Consider the following 23,798-nt stretch of genomic DNA (forward strand, 5'->3'; position numbering starts at 1 on the left):
GGTGCGTATTCAAGGCGATGCGCCATCACGAAGAAGAAACAGCCGCAAGGACGCAGCACCATTTAGCTTGTCAGAGGAGGCCCATGTGCCTCCTCTTTTGCTATATCGATGCTGTCTTTCCCCGCCGCGGAAATCGCAGGCCGCTTTGCAAGGTGTCGGCGGTCCGCTACACTCTAGTACTTTCGCACACTGCGAGTCGAAATCGCCGCATGTTCAAAGGATTTACCCGCTTTCTGCAGAGCCCTGGCACGCACTTGAGGACGCTTTTCGGTCCCCAGGACGCTCCCGGGGGGCAGACAGGACCACGTATCATTCCTCGCGATCAGCACCCCGTGTCGCGCCAGCACTTCAGCGAATCGGCGCTCAAGGTACTCTACCGCCTGCACAATGCCGGATTCGAGGCCTACCTGGTCGGCGGCTGTATCCGCGATTCGCTGCTGGGCAAGATGCCCAAGGACTTCGATGTCGCCACCGATGCGACACCGGAGCAAGTGCGTGAGCTGTTTCGCAACTCGCGCATCATCGGCCGACGCTTTCGTATCGTTCACGTTCGCTTCGGCCGTGAAGTGATCGAGGTCACCACTTTTCGCGGCACCCACAACGACGACCACGGCGACCACATCGCCCAACAGTCGGATCAGGGGCTCCTGCTTCGCGACAACGTATGGGGCAGCATTCAGGAAGATGCCATTCGTCGCGATTTCACGGTGAATGCCCTTTACTACAGCATCGCGGACTTCTCGATTCACGACTTTGCCGATGGCATGCGCGACATCGAGTCCCGCACGCTGCGCCTGATCGGCGACCCGGCCGTACGCTATCGCGAGGACCCGGTACGCATGCTGCGTGCCGTGCGCTTCGCCGCCAAGCTGGGCTTTCATATCGCGCCGGCGTCGGAAAAGCCGATCGCCGAGATGGCCCCGCTGCTATTGCAGATCCCGCCCGCCCGGCTCTTCGATGAAGTGCTCAAGCTGTTCATGGCCGGCCATGGCGTCGAAACCTTCCGCCTGCTGCGCCGGTACGGCCTGTTCGCCATGCTCTTCCCCGAAACCGATGAAGCCATGGCCGGACAGCCATGGGCCGAGTCGCTCATCGAGCACGCCCTGGCCAGCACCGATACGCGAATTCGCGAGGAGCGACCGGTGACGCCGGCTTTCCTCTTCGCCGCTCTACTGTGGGCTCCCGTACAGCGCCGCCAGACCGCTCTGGAAGAGGAAGACATGCCGCCCATCCCGGCGCTGCAGCTCGCCTCGCAGCAGGTGCTAGCGCGCCAGCTGCAGCATATCTCGATTCCCAAGCGCTTCAGCATGCCGATGCGCGATATCTGGGATCTACAGCAGCGCTTGCCTCAGCGGCGCGGAAAACGCGCCCAGCAGAACCGTGAGCACCCGCGCTTTCGGGCCGCGTACGACTTCCTGCTGCTCCGCGAGGCCTCGGGCGAGATCGAGCCCGGCCTGGGCGAGTGGTGGACCGCCTACCAGGAAGGCGACGAACATGATCAGCGCCGTTTGCTCGAGAAAGCCGGTGCCGATGCCGGGCCAGGCGGAAACGTACGCCGTAAGCGGCCACGCAAACGGCGACGGCGCAGCTCACCCGGCCCTTCATGATCTGTCGCGTCGATGCCTATGTCGGTCTGGGCAGCAATCTGGACGCTCCCATCGCTCAGGTGCGCCGGGCACTCGACGAGCTCGGCAAGCTGCCGCTGACCGAGAGCATCGGCGCATCGCGGCTATACGTCACCCGTCCGGTCGGACCCCAGGATCAACCCGATTTCATCAACGCCGTCGCCCACCTGCGCACGCACCTTTCTCCTCTCGCCCTGCTGGATCAACTCCAGGCACTTGAGCAGCGGCACCGTCGAAGGCGCCTTCGTCACTGGGGCCCCCGCACCCTCGACCTCGACCTGCTAGTGTACGGAAACGAGACCCTGCAGTTGCCACGCCTGAACGTGCCACACCCGCAAATGACAGTGCGTGGCTTCGTTCTGCTGCCGCTGGCAGAGCTTGCACCACGGCTGCGACTCCCGGATGGACGCCATGTCGGTGCGCTGGCGACAGCGCTCGGGACAACCGACGGGGTCGAAGTGTTACCCGATAACCTAGGCTGAGGCGCCAGGTGTTACCAGTCGACACGACCGTAGTATTCTGGTAACAATCACGCGCAGCACAGGCGCCAGGGGCTCAACGCCGCTTGCCCGAGACACAACGAGAGCACGCCATGAAAACCGTCACGCTAAGCACTCTGCAAGCCTACAAGCGCGCAGGTGAAACCTTCAGCTGCCTGACCGCCTATGATGCGTCCTTTGCCCGTACCGCCACGGAGGCGGGCATCGAGGTGCTGCTGGTCGGCGACTCCCTCGGCATGGTACTGCAGGGGCACGACAGCACCCTGCCGGTAACCCTCGACGACATCTGTTACCACACGCGCTGCGTGGCGCGCGCCAAGGGCACGAGCCTGCTGATGGTCGACCTGCCCTTCATGAGCAACGCCACTACCGAGCGCATGCTGAACGACGCCGGCGAGCTGATGCGCGCCGGCGCCGAACTGGTCAAGGTTGAAGGCGAAGCCTGGATGGCCGATGGCATTCGCGAACTGACCCGGCGCGGCGTCCCCGTTTGCGCTCACCTTGGCCTGACCCCGCAGACCGTTCATCAACTCGGCGGCTACAAGGTCCAGGGCCGGGATGCCGAGCGCGCGGCGCAGATTCTCGAGGATGCTCGTACCCTGGCTGACGCCGGCGCCTCGGTCATACTGCTGGAGTGTGTGCCGGCAAGCCTCGGGCGTGCCATTACCGAAGCCCTGGACGTGCCGGTGATCGGCATCGGCGCCGGTCCCGATACCGACGGCCAGATCCTGGTCATGCATGACGTGCTCGGCGTCACTCACGGACGCACGCCTCGCTTCGTCAAGAATTTCATGGCCGAGGCCGACGACATCTCCGGCGCGTTCCGCCGCTACCATGAAGAGGTCAAGGCACGTCGATTCCCTGCCAAGGAACACAGTTTCTAGCTCCGTCTTTCCTTCCAGGAGTCCTGCTGATGCGTACTCTGCGAGACATACCGGCGCTACGTCAGGCGCTCGGCGAGCACCGCCGCCGTGACCAGCGCATCGGGCTGGTGCCGACCATGGGCAATCTGCACGCCGGGCACCTGGCTCTGGTGGAGACCGCCAGGCGGCATGCCGATGTGGTGGTGGCCACCGTTTTCGTCAATCCGCTTCAGTTCGGCGCGGGAGAGGACCTCGACGCCTACCCGCGCACGCTGGCCGACGACCAGGCCAAGCTCGAAGCTGCCGGCTGCGACCTGCTGTTCACGCCCACCGAAGCGACACTCTATCCCCGCGGCCTGGTGAACCAGACCCGCGTGTGCGTACCGACCGTGAGCGAGGGGCTTTGTGGCGGCTCGCGTCCCGGCCATTTCGACGGCGTCTCGACCGTGGTCAGCATTCTCTTCAATCTGGTGCAGCCCGATGTCGCCTGTTTCGGCGAAAAGGACTACCAGCAGCTGGCCGTCATCCGCAAGCTGGTGGCGGATCTGCACTTTCCCATCGAGATCGTCGGCGTGCCCATCGTCCGCGCCGAAGACGGCCTGGCGCTCTCGTCGCGCAACGGCTATCTCGACCAGGCCGAACGCGCCACCGCCCCCGAGCTGCATCGCACCCTGGCCGCCTTGCGCGAGGCGCTCGAGGCCGGCGAACCCATCGAGGCAACGCTTGACACTGGCCGGCAGCGGCTGCAAGAGGCCGGTTTCGATCCCGACTATCTGGAACTGCGCGCCGCAGACCTGGGGCCGGCAACGGCAACGACTCACGAGGCCGTGCTGCTCGCCGCCGCCCGCCTGGGCAAGACTCGCCTGATCGACAATCTGACCCTTACCCTGCCGCAGTGAAGCGGCTCCTTTAGCATTCCGGAGGTATGAAGCCCGCATGTTCACCGTCATGCTCAAGGCCAAGCTGCACATGGCCCGCGTTACCCATGCCGTGCTCAATTATGAAGGCTCCTGTGCCATCGACGGCGAGCTGCTGGACATGTCCGGCATCCGCGAAAACGAGCAGATTCAAATCTATAACGTCGAGAACGGACAGCGTTTCACCACCTATGCCATTCGTGCCGAAGAGGGCTCCCGGGTCATCTCGATCAACGGTGCCGCTGCGCATCTGGCCGGTCCCGGCGACCGTGTGATCATTTGCAGCTATGCTCATTACAGCGAGGCCGAACTGGAAAACCACCAGCCCAGCCTCGTCTATTTGCAGGAAGGCAATATCGTCAGCCATACCAGCAACGCCATTCCCGTCCAGTTTGCCTGACCGGTCAGGGACCTCAGCGGCGGCGCCTGCCGTTTCCTCGAGGGGGATTGTCGCAGTGCACAAGAGTCGCCTATGCTGGTTCGGATAACGTCAGTGAACGACTCAGGAGAATTACAATGCAAGATGTGGTGATTGTCGCCGCTCGTCGTACAGCCATCGGCGCCTTCGGAGGATCGCTTGCCGGCATACCTGCCAGCGATCTCGGTGCGCTGGTGATAAAGGACATTCTGGCTTCCACCGGTGTGGCTCCCGACCAGGTCGACGAGGTACTCCTAGGCCAGGTGCTCACCGCCGGTGTGGGCCAGAACCCGGCACGCCAGGCCGCCATCAAGGCCGGCCTGCCGCACACCGTACCTGCCATGACCATCAACAAGGTGTGTGGATCCGGCCTCAAGGCCATCCACCTGGCCACTCAGGCCATCCGCTGCGGCGATGCCGAGCTGATCATCGCCGGCGGCCAGGAGAACATGTCCGCCTCTCCCCACGTTCTGCCCAATTCACGTAACGGACAGCGCATGGGCGACTGGAAGGCCATCGACACCATGGTGCACGACGGACTGTGGGATGCCTTCAACAACATCCACATGGGCATTACCGCCGAGAATCTGGCCGAGAAGTACGGCATCACTCGCGAGGCCATGGACGAATATGCCGCCGCTTCACAGCAGAAGGCCGCCGCCGCCATCAAGGAAGGCCGCTTCAAGAGCCAGATCGTCCCGGTGGAAATCCCTCAGCGCAAGGGCGATCCGGTGATCTTCGACACCGACGAGAACCCCCGCGAAGTCAGTGCCGACAAGCTCGGCGGCATGAAGCCGGCGTTCAAGAAGGACGGTTCCGTCACAGCCGGTAACGCCTCTTCCCTCAACGACGGCGCCGCCGCGGTGATGATCTGCTCCGCCGAGAAGGCCAAGGAGCTCGGCCTCGAGCCGCTGGCACGCATTGCCGCCTACAGCAATGCCGGCGTCGATCCGGCCATCATGGGCATCGGCCCGGCTCCGGCCACTCGCCGCTGCCTGGAAAAAGCCGGCTGGAGCCTGGAAGATCTCGACCTGATCGAGGCCAACGAGGCTTTCGCCGCCCAGGCGCTTTCGGTCAACAAGGAGCTCGGCTGGGATACCTCCAAGGTCAACGTCAACGGCGGTGCTATCGCCCTGGGCCATCCCATCGGCGCTTCCGGCTGCCGTGTGCTGATCAGTCTGCTGCACGAGATGATCGACCGCGACGCCAAGAAGGGTCTGGCCACGCTGTGTATTGGCGGTGGGCAGGGTGTTGCCCTCGCCATCGAGCGATAAGGGGTAAAGCCGCTGCCTCGCTGGCTTTCGCTAGCGTGGCAGCACCCAAAAAAAACCGCCCCCATGGCCTGGCCATGGGGGCGGTTCGCGTTTCGGCGTCGAGTGCGGCTTACAGCGCGGTCTCGGCCTGCTCGGCTTCGAACGCCGCCTTCTCTTCCGGGGTGATCTCCTTGATGGAGAGCTTCACGCGGTTGCGGTTATCGATGTCGAGCACCTTGACCACCACCTCGTCACCCTCGTTGAGGAAATCGCGCACATCATTGACCCGCTCGGGCACGATCTGGGAGATGTGCACCAGACCATCCGTCCCCGGCATGATGTTGACGAAGGCCCCGAAGTCGGCGATGCGCACCACCTTGCCTTGGTAGAGCTTGCCGATTTCGGCCTCTGCCGTGATCGACAGCACGATGTCGATGGCCTTCTTCGCCGCCGCCTTGTCCTCGGCGTAGATGCGCACGGTGCCGTCATCGTCCAGGTCGATGGACGCGCCGGTATCTTCGCAGATCTTGCGGATGGTGGCGCCGCCCTTGCCGATGACGTCGCGGATCTTGTCCGGGTCGATCTTGATGGTGGCCATGGAGGGTGCGTTCTCGGAAACCTCGGAACGACTCTGCGCGATCACCGTATTCATCTGCTCGAGAATATGCAGGCGGGCCTCGTTGGCCTGCTGCAGGGCGATCTCCATGATCTCCTCGTTGATGCCTTCGATCTTGATGTCCATCTGCAGGGCGGTGACGCCAGCCGCGCTGCCGGCCACCTTGAAATCCATATCGCCGAGGTGATCCTCGTCGCCGAGGATGTCGGTAAGCACGGCGAAGCCTTCGTCGTCCTTGACCAGACCCATGGCGATACCCGCCACCGGTGCCTTCATCGGTACACCGGCATCCATCAGCGCCAGGGAGGCACCACACACCGAAGCCATGGAGCTCGAGCCGTTGGACTCGGTGATTTCGGAAACCACGCGGATGGTGTAGGGGAAATCCGCCTCGTCAGGCAGCATTGCTTCGACACCGCGGCGCGCCAGGCGGCCGTGCCCGATCTCGCGGCGCTTGGGACCGCCCATGAAACCGGCCTCGCCCACGCAGTAGGGAGGGAAGTTGTAGTGCAGCAGAAAACGATCCTTGCGCTCGCCTTCCAGCGACTCGATCAGCTGAGCATCACGCAGGGTGCCGAGGGTAGCGATGACGATCGCCTGGGTCTCGCCGCGGGTGAAGATCGCCGAGCCGTGAGTCTTGGGCAGGCTGCCCACCTCGATGGCCAGCGGCCGCACGGTCTTCTGGTCACGGCCGTCGATACGCGGCTCGCCTTTGACCACGCGACTGCGAACGACGCGCTTCTCCAGGCCGGCGAAGGCACCCTTGACCTCGTCGGCACTGAACTGTCCTTCTTCCTCACCGACCAGCTGCTCTACCGCCTGCTCCTTGAGCGCGGCGAGCGCATCCTGGCGAGCCATCTTGTCGGTGATGCGATAGGCTTCGCCGATCTTGGCTTCGAACGCCGTGGCAACGGCCTGCTTCAGCGCGGTGTTTTCCGCGGGCGGCTGCCAGTCCCACTTCGGCTTGCCGGCTTCGGCAGCCAGCTCATTGATGGCGGAGATGGCGACCTGCATCTCCTGGTGGCCGAAGAGCACGGCACCCAGCATTTCGTCCTCGAGCAGCTCATCGGCTTCGGACTCGACCATCAGCACGGCCTTCTCGGTGCCGGCGACGACCATGTCCAGCTCAGAGCCGGCGAGCTCTTCCACCGTGGGGTTGAGGAAGTAGCCCTTGTCCTCGTTGAAACCGACGCGGGCGGCAGCGATGGGGCCGTTGAACGGCACGCCGGAGATCGACAGCGCCGCGGAGGTGCCGAGCATCGCCGCTATGTCCGGATCATGATTGCGGTCGGTGGAGAGCACCGTACAGATGACCTGCACCTCATTCATGAAGCCCTTGGGAAAGAGTGGGCGAATGGGGCGATCGATCAGCCGCGAAGTGAGGGTCTCCTTCTCGGTGGGACGCCCTTCGCGCTTGAAGAAGCCGCCGGGGATCTTGCCCACGGCGTAGGTCTTCTCCTGGTAGAACACCGCCAGGGGGAAGAAGTCCTGACCTGGCTTGACATCTTTCTTGGCGACCACGGTGCACAGCACCACGGTGTCGTCCATGGTGACCATGACGGCAGCGGTGGCCTGGCGAGCGATGCGCCCGGTTTCCAGGGTGACGGTGCTGCGACCGTACTGAAATGTTTTCTTGACCGGATTCACGGCGACTTCCTTCAACTTGTCTCTACTTCATGTATGGGTCGTTTTTTGACTCGGCGACCATTTTAGGGGTTGACGCGCACGAGAGCCACCTATACCACCCTTTTCGCCGCCGGAAACGCAAAACGGGCAGCCCCCTGAGGGGACTGCCCGTTTCGTATGGCCGAAGAAAGGTGGATTTCGCGTTACGAAATCCCCTTTTCTTAGCGACGCAGACCGAGGCGCTGGATCAGAGCCTGATAGCGCGACAGATCCTTGCGCTTCAGGTAGTCCAGCAGCTTGCGGCGCTGGTTGACCATGCGGATCAGGCCACGACGCGAGTGGTGATCCTGCTTGTTGGTCTTGAAGTGATCCTGCAGGCCATCGATGTTGGCGCTCAGCAGAGCCACCTGAACCTCGGGGGAACCGGTGTCGTTGTCGCCACGCGCGAATTCCTTGACGATTTCGGCCTTCTGTTCAGCGGTAAGTGCCATCTGTTTCTCCAGTAAGCAATATGCCTGAAACATGAATGTATGAGACCACGCATATTTGCAGTCTCGGACGTCTCTCCCTCACAGGCAGACACGCTGCCCGTCATTCGGCCGCCGTGTTCAGCAGCCGCTTCGGCGCCACCTCCTGTGGCCCCGTCACCACGCCAAGCCCGATGAAGGCCTCGTCGCAGTAGAGTCTTGCCATTTCGCCGCTCGGCACGTCGACGCTATCGACATTGGCCGCCTGACCATGCACGAGGCGCTGCCTTGCCGCCTCGTTCACGTCGAGCCGTGGCAGATGCGCCACCAGCACGTCGACCGGCAGTAGCGTGGCTTCACGCTCGCGCTGTCCCGGCAACGCTTCGAGGGCATCCAGCTCCAGCATCACTTCGCTGCCGAAGGGGCCGGTAGCGAGTCGACGCAAGGCCGTGATGTGGGCTCCACAGCCGAGCACCCGCCCGATATCTTCGGCCAGGGTGCGTATGTACGTGCCCTTGCTCACCCGCACTTCGAGTTCGAAGGCATCGCCCTCGAAGGCAAGCAGCCGCGCATCATACACCGTCACACGACGCACTGCACGCTCGATCGTCTTGCCCTCGCGAGCCAGCTCGTAGAGCTTGCGACCCTGATGCTTGAGTGCCGAATACATCGGCGGCACCTGATCGATCTCGCCGCGGAACTGCTCGAGAACGCGTTCGACATCCGCGGCCTCGAGCACCGGCACCTCACAGCGCTCCACGACCTCGCCTTCTGCATCACCGGTATCGGTCACCGCACCCAGTTGCACACGAGTACGGTAGACCTTGTCGGCTTCCAGCAGATGGGCCGAGAACTTGGTCGCCTCGCCCAGGCACACCGGTAACAGCCCGGTCGCCATGGGATCCAGCGTGCCGGTGTGCCCCGCTTTCTGCGCCTGCAGCATGCGCCGGGCTCGCTGCAACGCGTGATTGCTCGACGCGCCCTTGGGCTTGTCGAGCAACAGCACGCCGTTCACCGGCAGGCCGCGACGGCGACGTGCCATCAGCGACCGTCTTCCTCACCGCTGCCCGGCTCACCTTCCTCGTCCGGCTGCCGAGAGCGGTCGCGCTCGACGGCCTCGTCGATCAGCGAAGAGAGTCGCTGGCCGCGCACCACGCTTTCATCGTAGTGGAAGCGCAGCTCCGGCACATGGCGCAGCTTGATGCGACGGGCGATCTGACTGCGCAGAAAGCCAGACGCCTGCTTGAGCACCTTGAGGTTCTCCTTGATGTGCTCTGGGCTGTCCTCGCCCAGCAGGGTCACGTAGACATCGGCGTAGCCCAGGTCACGGCTGACCGTGACCCCGCTGACCGTGACCATACCCAGGCGCGGGTCCTTGACCTCACGCTGGATCAGTACGGCCAGCTCCTTCTGCATCTGATCGCCGACCCGGTCGGTACGCTTGAACTCGCGCATGCTCAACTCCCGCTGCGATTACAGCGTCCGCTCGACCTTGACCTGGTCGAAGACCTCGATCTTGTCGCCGACCTGGACGTCGTTGTAGTTCTTCACGCCGATGCCGCACTCCATGCCGTTGCGCACTTCCTGGACGTCGTCCTTGAAGCGGCGCAGCGACTCGAGTTCGCCCTCGTAGATGACCACGTTGTCGCGCAGCACACGGATCTTCTTGTTACGGAAGACGCCGCCCTCGACCACCATACAGCCGGCCACCGCACCGATCTTGGGCGCGCGGAAGACGTCGCGAACCTCGGCCACACCGACGATCTCTTCCTTCCACTCCGGCGCCAGCATGCCGCTCATGGCCTGCTTGACCTCGTCGATCAGCTGGTAGATGACGCTGTAGTAGCGCAGATCCAGCCCTTCGCGTTCGATGATCTCGCGAGCAGCGGCGTCGGCACGCACGTTGAAGCCGACCACGATGGCCTCGGAGGCCAGCGCCAGGTTGGCGTCGGTGCCGGTGATGCCGCCCACGCCGGAGGAGACCACTGCCACCTGGACCTCGTCGGTGGAGAGCTCTTCCAGAGCACCCTTGATCGCTTCCAGCGAGCCCTGCACGTCGGCCTTGAGCACGACGTTGACCTTGGCCACCTCGTCCTGGCCCATCTGGCTGAACATGTTCTCCAGCTTGGCCTTCTGCTGGCGTGCCAGGCGCACTTCGCGGTACTTGCCCTGACGGAAGTTGGCAACCTCACGGGCCTTCTTCTCGTCGGTCACGACCATGAAGTCGTCACCGGCGTCAGGCGTGCCGTCGAGACCCTGGATCTCCACCGGCATGGCGGGCCCGACCTCATCGACCTGCTGGCCGAGCTCATTGGTCAGGGCGCGCACGCGACCGTAGTGCAGGCCGGCAAGCACGATATCGCCACGCTTCAGGGTACCGTTCTGTACCAGTACGGTAGCGACCGGGCCACGACCCTTGTCGAGACGCGATTCGACCACCACGCCCTTGCCGGGCGCTTCAGGCACTGCCTTGAGTTCGAGCACTTCGGAAACCAACTGGATCGCTTCCAGCAGGTCCTCGATGCCTTCACCGGTCTTGGCCGAGACGTGGACGAACTGAGTGTCGCCGCCCCACTCCTCGGAGATCACGCCGTGCTGGGAGAGCTCGTTCTTGATCCGGTCCAGATCGATGCCCTGCTTGTCGATCTTGTTGACCGCCACCACCATCGGAACCTCGGCCGCACGAGAGTGCTCGATCGCCTCGATGGTCTGGGGCATCACGCCGTCATCGGCCGCCACCACCAGGATGACCACGTCGGTCGCCTTGGCACCGCGGGCACGCATGGCGGTAAACGCCGCGTGGCCCGGGGTGTCGAGGAAGGTCACACCACCGTGTTCGTCTTCGACGTGGTAGGCGCCGATGTGCTGGGTGATACCGCCGGCCTCACCGGTAGCCACCTTGGCCTTGCGGATGTAGTCGAGCAGCGAGGTCTTGCCGTGGTCGACGTGACCCATCACCGTAACCACCGGTGAGCGGGTGATCTCCTCGCCCTCGTAGGAGATGCCTTCGAGCATTTCGGTCTCGAGTGCATCGTCCTTGATCAGCTTGGGCTTGTGGCCCATCTCCTCGACCACGATGGCCGCGGTGTCCTGATCGATGGTCTGGTTGATGGTCACCGCCGCGCCCATGGTGAACATGGTCTTGATGACCTCGTTCGCCTTGATGGACATCTTGTCGGCAAGTTCGGCAACGCTGATCGATTCGGGAATCGAGACTTCGCGCACGATGGGCTGCGTCGGCTTCTGGAAGCCGTGCTTGCCACCACCGCCCTGGCTGGAGCCACGACGGCCGCCACGGCGCTCGGCACGCTTGACCTTCTTGCCACCGCCGCGACGACGCTCCTCGCGATCACCGCGATCTTCCTCGTCGCGATCGTGGCGCCCTTTCTTGGCCGAGGCCTTCTTGGGCGGCGCGGTACGGCGGTCGGTGCGACCCTCTTTGGGTGGCGCCGGCTGCTCGGGCTCGGCGACCGGCTCCTCCTGGCTGCGACGCAGCTCAGGCACGGCAATCGCGGGCTCGGCAGTCACCTCGGCAACCTCTGCCTGAGCGGCTTCGGCCTTGGCGGTCTCGGCCTTGGCGGCCTCCTCGCGCGCGACCTGCTGTGCCTGTTCCGCCTGCTCGGCCTCGTGCTTGGCCCGTGAGTCGGCCATGTCGCCTACCAGCTGGCGCGGCCCGGACTCTTCAACCGGCTCCGGCTTGGACGCTTCTTCCTCTTCGGCACGCTTGACGTAGGTGCGTTTCTTGCGAACCTGCACCTCGATCGTCTTGCCCCGCTCGCCTGTCTTGATCTTGCTACGCGTCTTGCGCGTCAGCGTAATGCGATTGCGCGCCCCGGCACCGGCACTACCATGACTCTTGGTCAGGTAGTCGAGCAGCTTGCGCTTGTCCTCCTCGGACACGGCGTCGCTCTCCGACTTGTGCTCGAGCCCGGCTTCTTTCATCTGTTCCAGCAGGCGAGGCACTTCGCGCCCTACCTTCGCTGCAAAATCTTTTACGGTCATTTCTGACATCTCGACCCTCCTCAGCCCGTGACCCGTTTACTGTTCGTTCTCGAACCAGGGCGCACGGGCAGTCATGATCAGTGCTGCAGCGCGCTCCTCGTCCATGCCCTCGATGTCCATCAAATCGTCGACGGACTGCTCGGCGAGATCCTCCATGGTGACGATGCCCCGGCTGGCCAGGATAAAGGCCAGATGACGCTCCATGCCGTCCATTTCCAGCAGGTCGTCGGCCGGCTGAGCGCCGTCGAGTTCCTCTTCGGAGGCAATGGCCAGGGTCAGCAGTTCATCCTTGGCGCGAGCACGTAGCTCTTCCACCAACTCTTCGTCGAGCTCCTCGATCTCGAGCATTTCCTCGAGGGGCACGTAAGCGATCTCCTCCAGCGTGGTGAAGCCCTCCTCCACCAGCAGTCGAGCGAGGTCGTCCTCGATCTCCAGATGCTGGATGAAGTTCTCGACCAGGCTGTCGATTTCCTGCTCGCGCTTGTCTTCCGCCTCGTTTTCGGTCATGACGTTGATTCGCCAGCCGGTGAGTTCGGAAGCCAGGCGTACGTTCTGTCCGCTGCGGCCGATGGCCTGGGCCAGATTGTCCTCGGCGACGGCTACGTCCATGGCGTGGGCGTCCTCATCGACGAGGATCGAGCCGACATCGGCCGGCGCCATGGCGTTGATGACCAGCTGAGCGGGATTGTCATCCCACAGAATGATGTCGACCCGCTCGTTCTGCAGCTCGCTGGATACCGCTTGTACGCGGGAGCCGCGCATGCCGACACAGGCGCCGACCGGATCGATGCGCCGGTCGTTGGTCTTGACCGCGATCTTGGCCCGGGAGCCGGGATCGCGTGCCGCACCCTTGATCTCGATGAGCTGCTCGGCGATTTCCGGCACCTCGATCTTGAACAGCTCGATGATCAGCTCCGGGCAGGTGCGCGACAGGATCAGCTGAGCGCCACGCGCGTCGGCATCGACCTTGGTCAGCAGCGCACGCACACGGTCGTTCATGCGATAGCGCTCGCCGGGAATCATTTCGCTGCGCGGCAGGAACGCCTCGGCGTTGTCGCCCAGGTCGATGATCAGGCCGTCGCGGGTGGTCTTCTTGACGATACCGGCGACCAGCTCGCCTTCACGCTCGGCGTACTGGCGTACCACCTCGGCGCGCTCGGCCTCGCGCACTTTCTGCACGATCACCTGCTTGGCGGTCTGGGCAGCGATACGGCCGAAGGCGGCATTCTCGATCTGTTCCTCGACCACATCGCCCAGTTTGAGAGGCGGGTCGCGACGCTCGGCGAAGGATTCCTTGATTTCGGCGTCGGGATTCTCGAACTCGTCGTCCTCTACCACCTCCCAGCGGCGGAAGGTTTCGTATTCACCCGTTTGGCGGTCGATGTGCACGCGCACACTGACCTCACGCCCTTCGAAGCGCTTGCGTGACGCGCTGGCCAGCGCCGCCTCGACCGCCTCGAAGATCACTAGGCGGGGAACGCCCTTCTCGTTGGAGATCGCATCGACGACCGTCAGAATTTCTTTACTCATGCCTTTGCCTCGCCAGAAAACCTGTTCTTGTGCACCGAACCTGGCCTGCGCCTCAGTCCTTGAACCGCGGGACTACCCGCGCCTGATCGATGCTTTCGATGGGAAAGCAGTATTCTTCGCCGTCGAGCTGCAGCAGCACCTCGTCTGCCTCGATCCCAGCCAGCAGCCCCTGAAACTTGCGCCGTCCGTCGAACGGCACGCGCAGCTTCAGCGCCACCTCGTGTCCCGCATAGCGGGCGAACTGGTCAAGGCTGTACAGCGGACGGTCCATGCCCGGCGACGACACCTCCAGGCGATACTCGCCCGGAACGGGGTCCTCCACGTCGAGCACGGCACTGACCTGACGGCTGACGTCGGCGCAGTGATCCACGCTCACGCCATCAGCATGATCAATGTAGATCACCAGGCGGGATTGCTTGCCCTGGGAGCGATAGTCGATGCCCCACAGCTCGAATCCCATGGCGGTGACCACCGGTTCGATCAGCGCATAGAGCGCAGCGTCCTTGAGTGCCACAGAGAAAGCTCCTACAGCCGTTGCATCAGGCACCTGGCCGGGAGTGAACAGGAAAGCTAGGTGGCTGATTGGCGTTGCCCGGATAAGCACTGCCAGCCAATGCCGGCAGTTAGCTGCTAACAAAAAGCCCCTTCACAGGAAGGGGCCTTTCACAAGAAACCTGTAGTACCATTTTCGCCAATTTGCATCCCCATGGATGCCTGATCGAAAAATGGTAGCGGGGACCGGATTTGAACCGATGACCTTCGGGTTATGAGCCCGACGAGCTACCAGACTGCTCCACCCCGCAACATTCCAGGTCGGCGATTGTAGGCGTCGGATGCGCTTGCGTCAAGAAGACTCGCATACATCCATTACCCCCAACCCTTCTGGTGCCAATCCTGCTTCTGACGACTCGCGACCCCGATGGACCGCAGCGCTTCAGATGGTGCCGAAGGCGGGACTTGAACCCGCACGACCGTAAGGTCACTACCCCCTCAAGATAGCGTGTCTACCAATTCCACCACTTCGGCTTGCTTGACTGCTGAATGACGACCTCAGCCGTCCCTTTCTTCCAGCACTGGCGCGGTATTATCCACATCACGGGCCTCATCGTCAAGCGTCGGCAGCCCGCGCTGCTGTTCGATCAGGCGTGCATCGGGAATACCCGCTTCCGGGGCCTGCCCCGCCTGGGTGGCAAAGTAGGCCAAGGTCAGCGAGGTGGCGAAGAAGGCCGCTGCCAGTACCGCGGTGGTACGCGAGAGAAAGCCACCGGTACCACGCGAACCGAACACGGTCTGCGAGGCGCCACCACCGAAGGCGGCACCGGCTTCGGCGCCCTTGCCCTGCTGTAGCAGGATGAGTACGACCAGGGCGATGGCGATCGCCACATGGATCATGAGAATCGCAACTTGCATGAGTTCAACCTGCTGACTGACAAATGGCTAGGAAATCGTCGACCTTGAGCGAAGCACCGCCCACCAGGCCGCCGTCGATGTCGGGCTGGGCCAACAGCTCGGCCGCGTTGCCCGCGTTCATGCTGCCGCCGTACAGCAGGCGCAGGCCTGCCGCAAGTTCACGGTCGAAACCGGCCTGATACTGGCGGATACCGGCCATGACCTCCTGTGCCTGATCCGGCGTGGCCGTGCGCCCGGTGCCGATCGCCCAGACCGGCTCATAGGCAATCACGACACGCTCGCGCTGATCGGGCTCCAGGCGCGCCATGACATAGCCCACCTGGCGCAGCACCACCTCCATGGTCTTGCCGGCGTCGCGCTCTTCCAGGGTCTCGCCGACACACAGGATCGGTGTGATGTCGACATTCAGAGCCGCCAGCAACCGGTCGTGCACGGCTTCGTCATCCTCACGGTAGAGCTGACGACGCTCGGAGTGACCCACCAGAGCAAACGCTACGCCGAACTCCTTGAGCATGCGCCCACTCACCTCACCGGTGCGAGCGCCGGAGTGCAGCGGATTCAGGGTCTGCGCCCCCAGACGTAACGGCGTGCCCTCGAAGGCTTGCCGCGCCGCGTCCAAATAGGGAAAGGGGGGCAGAATGACGATATCCAATGACGCCGGGAGCGCTTGCTCGGCAAAACTCCGTCCGAACTCCTCGACCAGAGAGGCCGAACCGTTCATCTTCCAGTTCCCGGCAATCAGCGGCGTTCGCATGCTGCGTCCTCTTTCAAAGTGGAGCGAAATGGTATAGGAGGCGCCAAGTCAAGACAACCGTTGGGCAAAGGTCAACCCAACTCTTCCTCTACCTGTGCGGCCAGTCGGCGTGCCAGTGCCTCGACGTCGAGATGCGCGCGCCCTTCGACCATCACGCGTATCAGCGGCTCGGTGCCCGAGGGGCGCAAGAGGATGCGACCCTCGTCGCCCAGCTCAGCCTCCATGGCAGCGACGGCATCCTTCACCGCCGGCCTCTCCATCAGCGCCTTGGCATCACTTCCCGGCGTGAGGCGCACATTGACCAGCACCTGAGGCACCTTCTCCAGGCCGGAAAGCAGCGTGTTCAGCGGCTTGCCCTCACTGATCATGATCGCCAGGACCTGCAGCGCCGAGACGATACCGTCACCGGTGCTCTGGACGTCGGCACAGACGATATGACCGGACGACTCGCCGCCGAGCTGCCAGCCGTTGGCCACCAACCGCTCCACCACGTAGCGGTCGCCCACCTTGGCACGCTCGAAGGGGATTCCCATGCGCTCCAGCGCCATGGCGAGCCCAAGGTTGGTCATCAGGGTTCCGACCACACCACCTATCAGCTGGCCCCGCTCGTGACGGTCGCGTGCGATCAGGTAGAGGATGTCGTCGCCATCGATCTCGCGGCCATCGGCGTCGACCATCAGCACCCGGTCACCGTCGCCGTCGAAGGCGATGCCCAGGTCTGCGCTCTGCTGGATGACCGCAGCACGCAGGGTGGCCGGCGAGGTGGAGCCGACTTCGCGATTGATGTTGAGGCCATCGGGGCTCGCCCCTACCAGGCTGACCTCGGCGCCCAGCTCACGGAACACGCTGGGTGCGATGTGGTAGGTGGCACCGTGGGCGCAGTCGAGCACCATGCGCAGCCCGTGCAGGCTGAGCCGATTGGGAATGGTCGACTTGCAGAATTCGATGTAGCGCCCGGCGGCATCATCGATACGCACCGCCTTGCCCAGCTTGCCCGCAGCGACCGTGGTCAAAGGCTCGTCCAGCATCGACTCGATGCGCTCCTCGATATCGTCGGCGAGCTTGGTGCCCTCGGTGGAGAAGAACTTGATGCCGTTGTCGGCGAACGGATTGTGCGAGGCCGATATGACGATACCGGCATCGGCGCGGAAGGTACGCGTAAGGTAGGCGATCCCCGGCGTGGGCATCGGTCCGAGCAGGGCCACATCGACCCCGGCTGCAGACAGCCCCGCCTCAAGCGCCGACTCGAACATGTAGCCCGAGATACGCGTATCCTTGCCGATCAGTACGCGAGCGCGACCTGTCTCCCGAGCCAGCACCCGCCCCATGGCCCAGCCCAGCTTGAGCATGAAATCCGGCGTGATGGGGTACTCTCCCACCGTTCCACGAATGCCATCCGTACCAAAGTATTTTCTAGTCATTCTCGCAGCCTTCCCTAAGCACGGCCCAGGTCATGTTCACCGCATCCATGACCGGGCCAACGTCATGAACGCGAAGGATACGGGCACCGCGCTGAATCGCCAGCGATGCCAGCGCCAGCCCGCCGGACAGCCGCTCCTCCACCGGCCGTCCGAGAACCTTGCCGATCATGCTCTTGCGCGACATGCCTACCAGCAGCGGCAGCTCATGGGCACTCAGCCGCTCCATGCGATTGAGCAAACGTAAATTGTGCTCCACCGTCTTGCCGAACCCGAAGCCGGGATCGAGCAATAGACGCTCACGGCGCAGTCCGGCAGCCTCGCAGGCTGCCACCCGTGATGCCAGAAAATCGGCCACGGCCTCCTCGATGGGTTCATCATAATGGGGCGCTTGCTGCATGTCCTGGGGCTCACCCTGCATGTGCATCAAGCACACCGGCAGGCCGGTACCCAGCGCCGCTTCCAGCGCACCCTCGCGGGTGAGCGCTCGCACGTCATTGATCATGCCGGCACCGAGCGCTGCGGCCTGCTGCATCACCTCGGGATTGCTGGTATCCACCGACACCAGGGCATCGAGCTCGCACACCAGACGTTCGACCACCGGGGCTACACGATCCAGCTCCTGCTGGGTGGAAACCGCCTGCGAGCCGGGGCGAGTCGACTCACCCCCCACATCGATGATCGCCGCTCCTTCCGCCAGCATGCGCTCAGCGTGACGCAGAGCATCGTCGAGAGCGATATGCCGGCCACCGTCGGAGAAGGAGTCTGGAGTAACGTTGAGAATTCCCATGATACGAGGGAAGGATAGATCGAGGCGGTGCCGCCCGCACGGCAACCAGGTCGCTGCAGAGGTGCGTTTCATGTCAGGAGTCCTGTCGCTTGGATCGGGCCAGGGCGCCCCACGGCAAAGGCGCCCCAGTGGGGCGCCTGAGAATCAGCATCGGCGATCACGACCCGGCAGGGCCGCCCAGCGGGTCCGAGGGCCGACGACGCGGCTCTTCGTCCTCGTCTTCGTCTCCATGATCCCCGCCCTCGCCGCTGTCGCTGCCGCCGTCGGTCGGCTCGACCGACGGTGCCTCCTCGCTCTTGGGCTCGGGCTGCGGCTCACCGCCGACCGGGGCCGGCGTGCCGGAGTCACCGTCTTCCCAGTCCTTGGGCGGACGCGGCGTGCGACCCTCCATGATGTCCTTGAGCTGGTCGGCGTCGATGGTTTCATACAGCATCAGCGCTTCGGCCATGGCGTCGAGCTTGTCGCGATTCTCCTCGAGGATCACCCTGGCACGTTCATAGCACTCATCGATGACCTTGCGCACTTCCTTGTCGAGCCGTGAGATGGTCTCGCCGGATTTCAGCTTGCCGCCGCCCTGACCGGGGCCGCCGAGGAACTGGTGCGACTCGTCCTCGTCGTACATGATCGGCCCCATCTCCTCGGAGAGACCCCACTTGGCGACCATGTTGTGGGCCAATTCGGTGGCGCGCTTGATGTCGTTGGAAGCGCCGGTGGTGACACCGTTCGGCCCCAGGGTCATCTCCTCGGCGATACGGCCACCGAACAGTGAGCAGATCTGGCTGATGATCTGCTGACGCGACAGGCTGTAGCGATCCTGCTCGGGCAGGAACATGGTGACGCCCAAGGCGCGGCCACGCGGGATGATGGTGACCTTGTAGACCGGGTCGTGTTCCGGCATCACCAGGCCGATGATGGCGTGACCCGACTCGTGATACGCGGTGTTGAGCTTTTCCTTGTCGGTCATGACCATGGAGCGGCGCTCGGCGCCCATCATGATCTTGTCCTTGGCCAGCTCCAGCTCTTCCATGCCCACCAGGCGCTTGTTGCGGCGGGCAGCGAACAGCGCCCCCTCGTTGACCAGGTTGGCCAGGTCGGCACCGGAGAAACCGGGGGTACCGCGAGCGATCAGCGACGGCTTGACGTCGTCGGCCAGCGGCACCTTGCGCAGGTGCACGTTGAGGATGTGCTCACGACCGCGGATATCGGGCAGCGGCACCACTACCTGGCGGTCGAAGCGGCCCGGACGCAGCAGCGCGGGGTCGAGCACGTCGGGACGGTTGGTGGCGGCGATGACGATGATGCCTTCGTTGGCCTCGAAGCCGTCCATTTCAACCAGCAGCTGGTTCAAGGTCTGCTCGCGCTCGTCGTTGCCGCCGCCCATGCCGGCGCCACGCGAACGGCCCACGGCGTCGATTTCGTCGATGAAGATGATGCAGGGCGCCTGCTTCTTGGCCTGTTCGAACATGTCGCGTACGCGGGACGCACCCACGCCGACGAACATCTCGACGAAGTCGGAGCCGGAAATCGAGAAGAACGGTACCTTGGCCTCGCCGGCGATGGATTTCGCCAGCAGCGTCTTACCGGTACCCGGAGGGCCCACCATCAACACGCCACGGGGAATGGTGCCCCCCAGGCGCTGGAACTTGGAAGGATCGCGCAGGAAGTCGACCAGCTCCTCGACTTCCTCCTTGGCCTCGTCGCAGCCGGCGACGTCGGCGAAGGTGGTCTTGATCTGATCCTGGGAGAGCAGCTTGGCCTTGGACTTGCCGAAGCTCATCGGCCCGCCCTTGCCACCTGCGCCGCCCTGCATCTGGCGCATGAAGAACATGAAGATGGCGAGGATCAGCAGGATCGGGAAGCTGGCGATCAACAACCGGGTCCACAGGCTCTGCTCCTGCGGCTCCCTGCCGACAACGGTGACGTTGTTGGTCAGCAGATCGTCGATCAGCTTGGGATCCTCCGCCGCCGGCCGGATGGTCTGGAACTGCGAACCGTCGCCGCGCTCACCGGTAATACGGTAGCCATCGATGGTCACGCTGCGGATCTGCTGGTTCTGCACCTGCTGGACGAACTGGGAATAGTTCATCGTCTGCGGCGCCGTGTCGACGGTGAAGTTGTTGAACACCGTCAGCAGCACCGCTGCGATGACCAACCAGAGGATCAGGTTCTTCGCCATATCATTCAAGGGTCTACCCTCATTGCAAGCTACTCCGGCCAACGATGCCTGGCTCTAAGACCACGAAAGGAGAGGCCATGTTCCGCCTCGAAGACAAGCCGCACCATTCCACACTGTGGCACAGTTGAACGGCCATGTCTGGCCATAGCGCTATTAGTCTAAAGCTATCATCAATCGCCCAGGACGGGGACAGCCGCGCCCTGGCTCGTGTCGCTGGGGCCGAGCCAAGGCTCAGCCCCGATATCCTTCCGCCAGCAGGTAGACCTCACGCGAACGGGCGCGGGACGCCTCCGGCTTGCGTGTCACCACCTTGGCAAAGCTCTCACGCAGCTCCTTCAGGTAGGCATCGAAGCCCTCGCCCTGAAACACCTTGGCCAGAAACCGGCCGCCGGGTGGCAGTGTCTGGCGTGCCAGATCGAGCGCCAATTCCACCAGATACATGGCCTGGGGCTGATCGATGGCACTCATACCACTCATATTGGGGGCCATGTCCGACATGACAAGGTCTACGGGCCGGCCGTCGAGAGCGGCCAGGATCGACTCGAGCACGGCCTCCTCGGTGAAGTCGCCCTGAATGAACTCCACCCCGGCCAGCGCATCCATCTCGAGTATGTCCGAGGCTATCACCAGGCCTTCGGGGCCAACGCGGTCGGCCGCCACCTGGCTCCAGCCGCCGGGGGCCGCCCCCAGGTCGATCACGCTCATCCCGCGCTTGAACAGCCGGTCCTTCTCGTCGAGCGCCAACAGCTTGTAGCTGGCCCGACTGCGGTAGCCGTCCTGCCAGCTCTGCTGCACGAAGCGGTCGTCAAAATGCTCCTTGAGCCAGCCGGCACTCGTCTTGCTGGCGCCCCGCTGGCGCCGCGGGCTATCGGACGCACCGTCATGGTTGGAGGAAGTGGATCGAGCCACACGATCACCTTGACTGAAGATGCCGAACTGAGCTCAGGCTCGGCGGCCTGGTTCGGTATGAAGCGGAGCTGGACGTGGGCCGAACGGGCCTTGCCATGCTTTCACCGGCGAGCATTTCACCGTACCATGACAGGTTACGCGCAACCGGGAAGACGCAAGATACCATGAGCTTGTCACAGGCACAAAAGAAAGCATTTCGCAGCATCGGCCACCACCTGAATCCGGTGGTAACGGTTTCGGAGAACGGCGTTTCCGAGGGCGTGCTGGCCGAGCTCGACCGGGCGCTGTCGGATCACGAACTGATCAAGGTGAAGCTGGCCCTGCCGGAGCGCGATGACCGCGCCGCCATGCTCGACGAGCTGATCGCGGCCAGCGGCGCCGAGCGCGTGCAGACCATCGGCAAGATGGCGCTGCTCTATCGCAGGAACCCCCAGGCGAACCCGAAGCTCTCCAACGTCAAGCGCTTCGAGAATCACCACGGGCGGCACTGATACGGGCAGCAGCTCCAAGCCGGGCGCCGAGAGGCCAACGCAAAGCCCGCGACATCATGTCGCGGGCTTTTTCATGCATGAGGCAATGCTGCGCTCAGCGATGCTCGACGCTGGAAATCTCGTACTCCACCTCGCCGCCGGGCGTGCTGACCACCACCACGTCGCCCTCCTCCTTGCCGATCAGGGCACGGGCAATGGGTGAAGTGACGGAGATCTTGCCGGCCTTGATCTCGGCTTCGTCCTCACCGACGATCTGATAGCTGACCTCTTCGTCATTGCCGAGGTTGATCAGCTCGACCGTGACACCGAAGATCACCTTGCCGGTCTGCGGCAGCTTCTGGACGTCGATCACCTGGGCGTTGGAGAGCTTGCTCTCGATCTCCTGGATCCGCCCCTCGATGAAGCCCTGCTCCTCTCGCGCAGCGTGATATTCGGCGTTCTCCTTGAGATCGCCATGCTCACGGGCATCGGCGATTGCCGCAATCACCCTGGGGCGAGCCTCGCCCTTGAGCTCCTCGAGTTCCTTGCGCAGGCGTGCCTCGCCGGCAACGGTCATCGGGACCTTGTTCATTGCGTTGCTCCTGCATGCAGTTCCTGAAGCCGTCGTACCGTGATCTCGTTGCCGTATTCCAGTGCCATGCAAACGGCACTCGCCCCTGCCAGGGTGGTGGCATAGGGCACCTTGCGAGCCAGCGCAGTACGACGGATCACCGAAGAGTCATTGATCGCCTGGCGACCTTCGGTGGTATTGACGATATAGGCGATATCATCGTTCTTGAGTAGATCGACGATATGCGGACGACCCTCAAAGACCTTGTTGACGACCTCCACCTCGAGGCCAGAGGCTTCGAGGGCAGCGGCGGTGCCGCGGGTCGCGCAAAGGGTGAACCCCAATGCTAGCAGAGAACGAGCGATCTCGATAACACCCGCCTTGTCCGGCTCGCGCACCGAGAGGAACGCCTTGCGCTCCCCTTCGAGCTTGGGAATCGCCTCGCCGGCCCCCAGCTGCGCCTTGTAGAAGGCTTCGGCGAAGGTATCGCCAGAGCCCATCACTTCGCCGGTGGACTTCATCTCAGGCGACAGAATCGGATCGACGCCGGGGAACTTGTTGAACGGGAACACCGCCTCCTTGACGCTGTAGAAGTGCGGCACGATCTCGCGGGTGAAGCCTTGCTCGGCCAGGGTCTTGCCGGCCATGCAGCGGGCAGCGATCTGGGCCAGCGAGGTACCGATACACTTGGAGACGAAGGGGGCGGTACGCGAGGCGCGCGGGTTGACCTCGATGACGTAGATCTCGTCGTCCTGCCACGCCAGCTGCACGTTCATCAGACCGACCACGCCCAGCTCGACCGCCATGCGCTTGACCTGCTCGCGCATCTCGTCCTGCACATCGGCAGGCAGCGAATAGGGCGGCAACGCACAAGCGGAGTCGCCGGAGTGCACGCCGGCCTGCTCGATGTGCTGCATGATGCCGCCGATCACCACCTCATGCCCGTCGGAGACGGCGTCGATATCGATCTCGATGGCGGCATTCAGGAAGTGGTCGAGCAACACCGGCGAGTCGTTGGAAACCTTGACCGCGTGGGTCATGTAGTTTTCCAGCTCATCGGCGGAATAGACGATCTCCATGGCGCGACCACCGAGCACGTAGCTCGGGCGCACCACCAGCGGGTAACCGATCGCCTCGGCCTTGGCAAAGGCCTCGTCGAAGCTGCGCGCGGTGGCGTTGGGCGGCTGCTTGAGGCCCAGCTTGTCGATCATCTGCTGGAAGCGCTCGCGGTCTTCGGCGCGGTCGATGGCGTCCGGGGTGGTGCCAATGATCGGCACGCCGGCAGCTTCGAGCTCGCGGGCGAGCTTGAGCGGAGTCTGGCCGCCGAACTGGACGATGACACCGACCGGCCGCTCCTTGTCGGCGATCTCCAGCACGTCCTCCAGGGTCACCGGCTCGAAGTAGAGGCGGTCGGAGGTGTCGTAGTCGGTGGAGACGGTTTCCGGGTTGCAGTTGACCATGATGGTTTCATAGCCGTCGTCGC

22 protein-coding genes and 2 tRNA genes are annotated in these 23,798 nt (G+C 63.6%); 7 read left to right on the forward strand and 17 right to left on the reverse strand.

Translation table 11 applies throughout. The features are described 5' to 3' along the window. The first annotated feature begins 209 nt into the window (after nt 1-209). The 6 genes from pcnB to AC2VNO_RS12135 all read left to right on the forward strand — a co-directional run bounded on the left by pcnB (nt 210) and on the right by AC2VNO_RS12135 (nt 5,597). The gene (gene pcnB, locus AC2VNO_RS12110; RefSeq protein ID WP_486934354.1) at nt 210-1,607 is read left to right on the forward strand and encodes a polynucleotide adenylyltransferase PcnB; all 1,398 of its coding nucleotides are present in this window, start codon (nt 210-212) and stop codon (nt 1,605-1,607) included. After that, nucleotides 1,604-2,107 carry a 2-amino-4-hydroxy-6-hydroxymethyldihydropteridine diphosphokinase gene (gene folK / locus AC2VNO_RS12115; RefSeq protein WP_486934355.1) on the forward strand — a complete coding sequence of 168 codons (504 nt, stop codon included), beginning with the start codon at nt 1,604-1,606 and terminating at the stop codon, nt 2,105-2,107. The genes pcnB and folK overlap by 4 nt, the downstream gene beginning before the upstream one ends. 110 nt (nt 2,108-2,217) lie before the next feature. Further along, complete coding sequence (gene panB / locus AC2VNO_RS12120; protein WP_228579181.1) at nt 2,218-3,009, forward strand: 3-methyl-2-oxobutanoate hydroxymethyltransferase; 792 nt, start codon at nt 2,218-2,220, stop codon at nt 3,007-3,009. A 29-nt stretch (nt 3,010-3,038) separates the two neighbouring features. After that, nucleotides 3,039-3,887, forward strand: a complete 849-nt coding sequence (gene panC / locus AC2VNO_RS12125) for a pantoate--beta-alanine ligase (protein ID WP_486934356.1) — start codon at nt 3,039-3,041, stop codon at nt 3,885-3,887. A gap of 37 nt (nt 3,888-3,924) precedes the next feature. Continuing rightward, nucleotides 3,925-4,305, forward strand: a complete 381-nt coding sequence (gene panD / locus AC2VNO_RS12130; protein ID WP_486934357.1) for an aspartate 1-decarboxylase — start codon at nt 3,925-3,927, stop codon at nt 4,303-4,305. A 116-nt stretch (nt 4,306-4,421) separates the two neighbouring features. After that, on the forward strand, nt 4,422-5,597 hold the full coding sequence (locus tag AC2VNO_RS12135) for an acetyl-CoA C-acetyltransferase (protein WP_486934358.1): 1,176 nt from the start codon (nt 4,422-4,424) through the stop codon (nt 5,595-5,597). Between the two features lie 109 nt (nt 5,598-5,706). Here AC2VNO_RS12135 and pnp read toward each other — a convergent pair whose 3' ends face one another. The 15 genes from pnp to rlmE all read right to left on the reverse strand — a co-directional run bounded on the left by pnp (nt 5,707) and on the right by rlmE (nt 21,274). After that, on the reverse strand, nt 5,707-7,839 hold the full coding sequence (pnp, locus tag AC2VNO_RS12140; protein WP_486934359.1) for a polyribonucleotide nucleotidyltransferase: 2,133 nt from the start codon (nt 7,837-7,839) through the stop codon (nt 5,707-5,709). 200 nt (nt 7,840-8,039) lie between these two features. Then, nucleotides 8,040-8,309, reverse strand: coding sequence for a 30S ribosomal protein S15 (rpsO, locus tag AC2VNO_RS12145; protein ID WP_228579186.1), 270 nt, complete (start codon nt 8,307-8,309; stop codon nt 8,040-8,042). A 100-nt stretch (nt 8,310-8,409) separates the two neighbouring features. Then, nucleotides 8,410-9,327: a tRNA pseudouridine(55) synthase TruB gene (truB, locus tag AC2VNO_RS12150; RefSeq protein ID WP_486934360.1), complete on the reverse strand. Its 918-nt coding sequence runs from the start codon at nt 9,325-9,327 to the stop codon at nt 8,410-8,412. Further along, nucleotides 9,327-9,740, reverse strand: coding sequence for a 30S ribosome-binding factor RbfA (rbfA, locus tag AC2VNO_RS12155; protein ID WP_486934361.1), 414 nt, complete (start codon nt 9,738-9,740; stop codon nt 9,327-9,329). Before rbfA ends, truB begins: the two co-directional genes overlap by 1 nt. An 18-nt stretch (nt 9,741-9,758) precedes the next feature. Next, on the reverse strand, nt 9,759-12,296 hold the full coding sequence (gene infB / locus AC2VNO_RS12160) for a translation initiation factor IF-2 (protein ID WP_486934362.1): 2,538 nt from the start codon (nt 12,294-12,296) through the stop codon (nt 9,759-9,761). Nucleotides 12,297-12,323: 27 nt separating this feature from the next. Next, nucleotides 12,324-13,817, reverse strand: a complete 1,494-nt coding sequence (nusA, locus tag AC2VNO_RS12165; protein ID WP_228579190.1) for a transcription termination factor NusA — start codon at nt 13,815-13,817, stop codon at nt 12,324-12,326. Nucleotides 13,818-13,869: 52 nt separating this feature from the next. Then, a complete protein-coding gene (rimP, locus tag AC2VNO_RS12170; protein ID WP_228579191.1) occupies nt 13,870-14,331 on the reverse strand; it encodes a ribosome maturation factor RimP in 462 nt (153 codons plus the stop codon). A gap of 212 nt (nt 14,332-14,543) precedes the next feature. Beyond that, a tRNA-Met gene (locus AC2VNO_RS12175) sits at nt 14,544-14,620 on the reverse strand. A 136-nt stretch (nt 14,621-14,756) separates the two neighbouring features. Beyond that, nucleotides 14,757-14,843: transfer RNA gene (locus AC2VNO_RS12180), tRNA-Leu, on the reverse strand. 24 nt (nt 14,844-14,867) lie between these two features. Continuing rightward, nucleotides 14,868-15,227 carry a preprotein translocase subunit SecG gene (secG, locus tag AC2VNO_RS12185; RefSeq protein ID WP_486934363.1) on the reverse strand — a complete coding sequence of 120 codons (360 nt, stop codon included), beginning with the start codon at nt 15,225-15,227 and terminating at the stop codon, nt 14,868-14,870. A 4-nt stretch (nt 15,228-15,231) separates the two neighbouring features. Further along, nucleotides 15,232-15,981 (reverse strand): triose-phosphate isomerase, encoded by a 750-nt coding sequence (gene tpiA, locus AC2VNO_RS12190; protein ID WP_486934364.1) that lies wholly within the window; start codon nt 15,979-15,981, stop codon nt 15,232-15,234. A gap of 71 nt (nt 15,982-16,052) precedes the next feature. Then, complete coding sequence (gene glmM / locus AC2VNO_RS12195) at nt 16,053-17,402, reverse strand: phosphoglucosamine mutase (protein ID WP_486934365.1); 1,350 nt, start codon at nt 17,400-17,402, stop codon at nt 16,053-16,055. Further along, nucleotides 17,395-18,261 carry a dihydropteroate synthase gene (gene folP, locus AC2VNO_RS12200; RefSeq protein WP_486934366.1) on the reverse strand — a complete coding sequence of 289 codons (867 nt, stop codon included), beginning with the start codon at nt 18,259-18,261 and terminating at the stop codon, nt 17,395-17,397. Before folP ends, glmM begins: the two co-directional genes overlap by 8 nt. Before the next feature lie 85 nt (nt 18,262-18,346). Next, a complete protein-coding gene (ftsH, locus tag AC2VNO_RS12205; protein ID WP_486934367.1) occupies nt 18,347-20,374 on the reverse strand; it encodes an ATP-dependent zinc metalloprotease FtsH in 2,028 nt (675 codons plus the stop codon). A gap of 222 nt (nt 20,375-20,596) precedes the next feature. Beyond that, entirely contained in the window at nt 20,597-21,274 is a 678-nt protein-coding gene (rlmE, locus tag AC2VNO_RS12210; RefSeq protein WP_486934368.1) for a 23S rRNA (uridine(2552)-2'-O)-methyltransferase RlmE, read from the reverse strand. Between the two features lie 164 nt (nt 21,275-21,438). Between rlmE and yhbY the strand changes: the two genes are divergently transcribed. After that, nucleotides 21,439-21,765: a ribosome assembly RNA-binding protein YhbY gene (yhbY, locus tag AC2VNO_RS12215; protein ID WP_228579198.1), complete on the forward strand. Its 327-nt coding sequence runs from the start codon at nt 21,439-21,441 to the stop codon at nt 21,763-21,765. A gap of 94 nt (nt 21,766-21,859) precedes the next feature. Here the strand turns inward: yhbY and greA are convergent, their stop codons facing one another. Beyond that, nucleotides 21,860-22,336 (reverse strand): transcription elongation factor GreA, encoded by a 477-nt coding sequence (gene greA / locus AC2VNO_RS12220; RefSeq protein WP_486934369.1) that lies wholly within the window; start codon nt 22,334-22,336, stop codon nt 21,860-21,862. Further along, nucleotides 22,333-23,798: carbamoyl-phosphate synthase large subunit (gene carB, locus AC2VNO_RS12225; RefSeq protein WP_486934370.1), on the reverse strand; the 1,466-nt coding region annotated here is incomplete at its 5' end. The genes carB and greA, both read right to left, overlap by 4 nt.

The sequence above is a fragment of the Halomonas sp. TH-94 genome, from assembly GCF_057473365.1.

Coding starts and splice junctions, on each gene's coding strand:
- pcnB (WP_486934354.1), top strand. CDS start 210: ATGTTCAAAGGATTTACCCGCTTTCTGCAGAGCCCTGGCACGCACTTG.
- folK (WP_486934355.1), top strand. CDS start 1,604: ATGATCTGTCGCGTCGATGCCTATGTCGGTCTGGGCAGCAATCTGGAC.
- panB (WP_228579181.1), top strand. CDS start 2,218: ATGAAAACCGTCACGCTAAGCACTCTGCAAGCCTACAAGCGCGCAGGT.
- panC (WP_486934356.1), top strand. CDS start 3,039: ATGCGTACTCTGCGAGACATACCGGCGCTACGTCAGGCGCTCGGCGAG.
- panD (WP_486934357.1), top strand. CDS start 3,925: ATGTTCACCGTCATGCTCAAGGCCAAGCTGCACATGGCCCGCGTTACC.
- AC2VNO_RS12135 (WP_486934358.1), top strand. CDS start 4,422: ATGCAAGATGTGGTGATTGTCGCCGCTCGTCGTACAGCCATCGGCGCC.
- rpsO (WP_228579186.1), bottom strand. CDS start 8,309: ATGGCACTTACCGCTGAACAGAAGGCCGAAATCGTCAAGGAATTCGCG.
- truB (WP_486934360.1), bottom strand. CDS start 9,327: ATGGCACGTCGCCGTCGCGGCCTGCCGGTGAACGGCGTGCTGTTGCTC.
- rbfA (WP_486934361.1), bottom strand. CDS start 9,740: ATGCGCGAGTTCAAGCGTACCGACCGGGTCGGCGATCAGATGCAGAAG.
- infB (WP_486934362.1), bottom strand. CDS start 12,296: ATGTCAGAAATGACCGTAAAAGATTTTGCAGCGAAGGTAGGGCGCGAA.
- nusA (WP_228579190.1), bottom strand. CDS start 13,817: ATGAGTAAAGAAATTCTGACGGTCGTCGATGCGATCTCCAACGAGAAG.
- secG (WP_486934363.1), bottom strand. CDS start 15,227: ATGCAAGTTGCGATTCTCATGATCCATGTGGCGATCGCCATCGCCCTG.
- tpiA (WP_486934364.1), bottom strand. CDS start 15,981: ATGCGAACGCCGCTGATTGCCGGGAACTGGAAGATGAACGGTTCGGCC.
- glmM (WP_486934365.1), bottom strand. CDS start 17,402: ATGACTAGAAAATACTTTGGTACGGATGGCATTCGTGGAACGGTGGGA.
- folP (WP_486934366.1), bottom strand. CDS start 18,261: ATGAAACGCACCTCTGCAGCGACCTGGTTGCCGTGCGGGCGGCACCGC.
- yhbY (WP_228579198.1), top strand. CDS start 21,439: ATGAGCTTGTCACAGGCACAAAAGAAAGCATTTCGCAGCATCGGCCAC.
- greA (WP_486934369.1), bottom strand. CDS start 22,336: ATGAACAAGGTCCCGATGACCGTTGCCGGCGAGGCACGCCTGCGCAAG.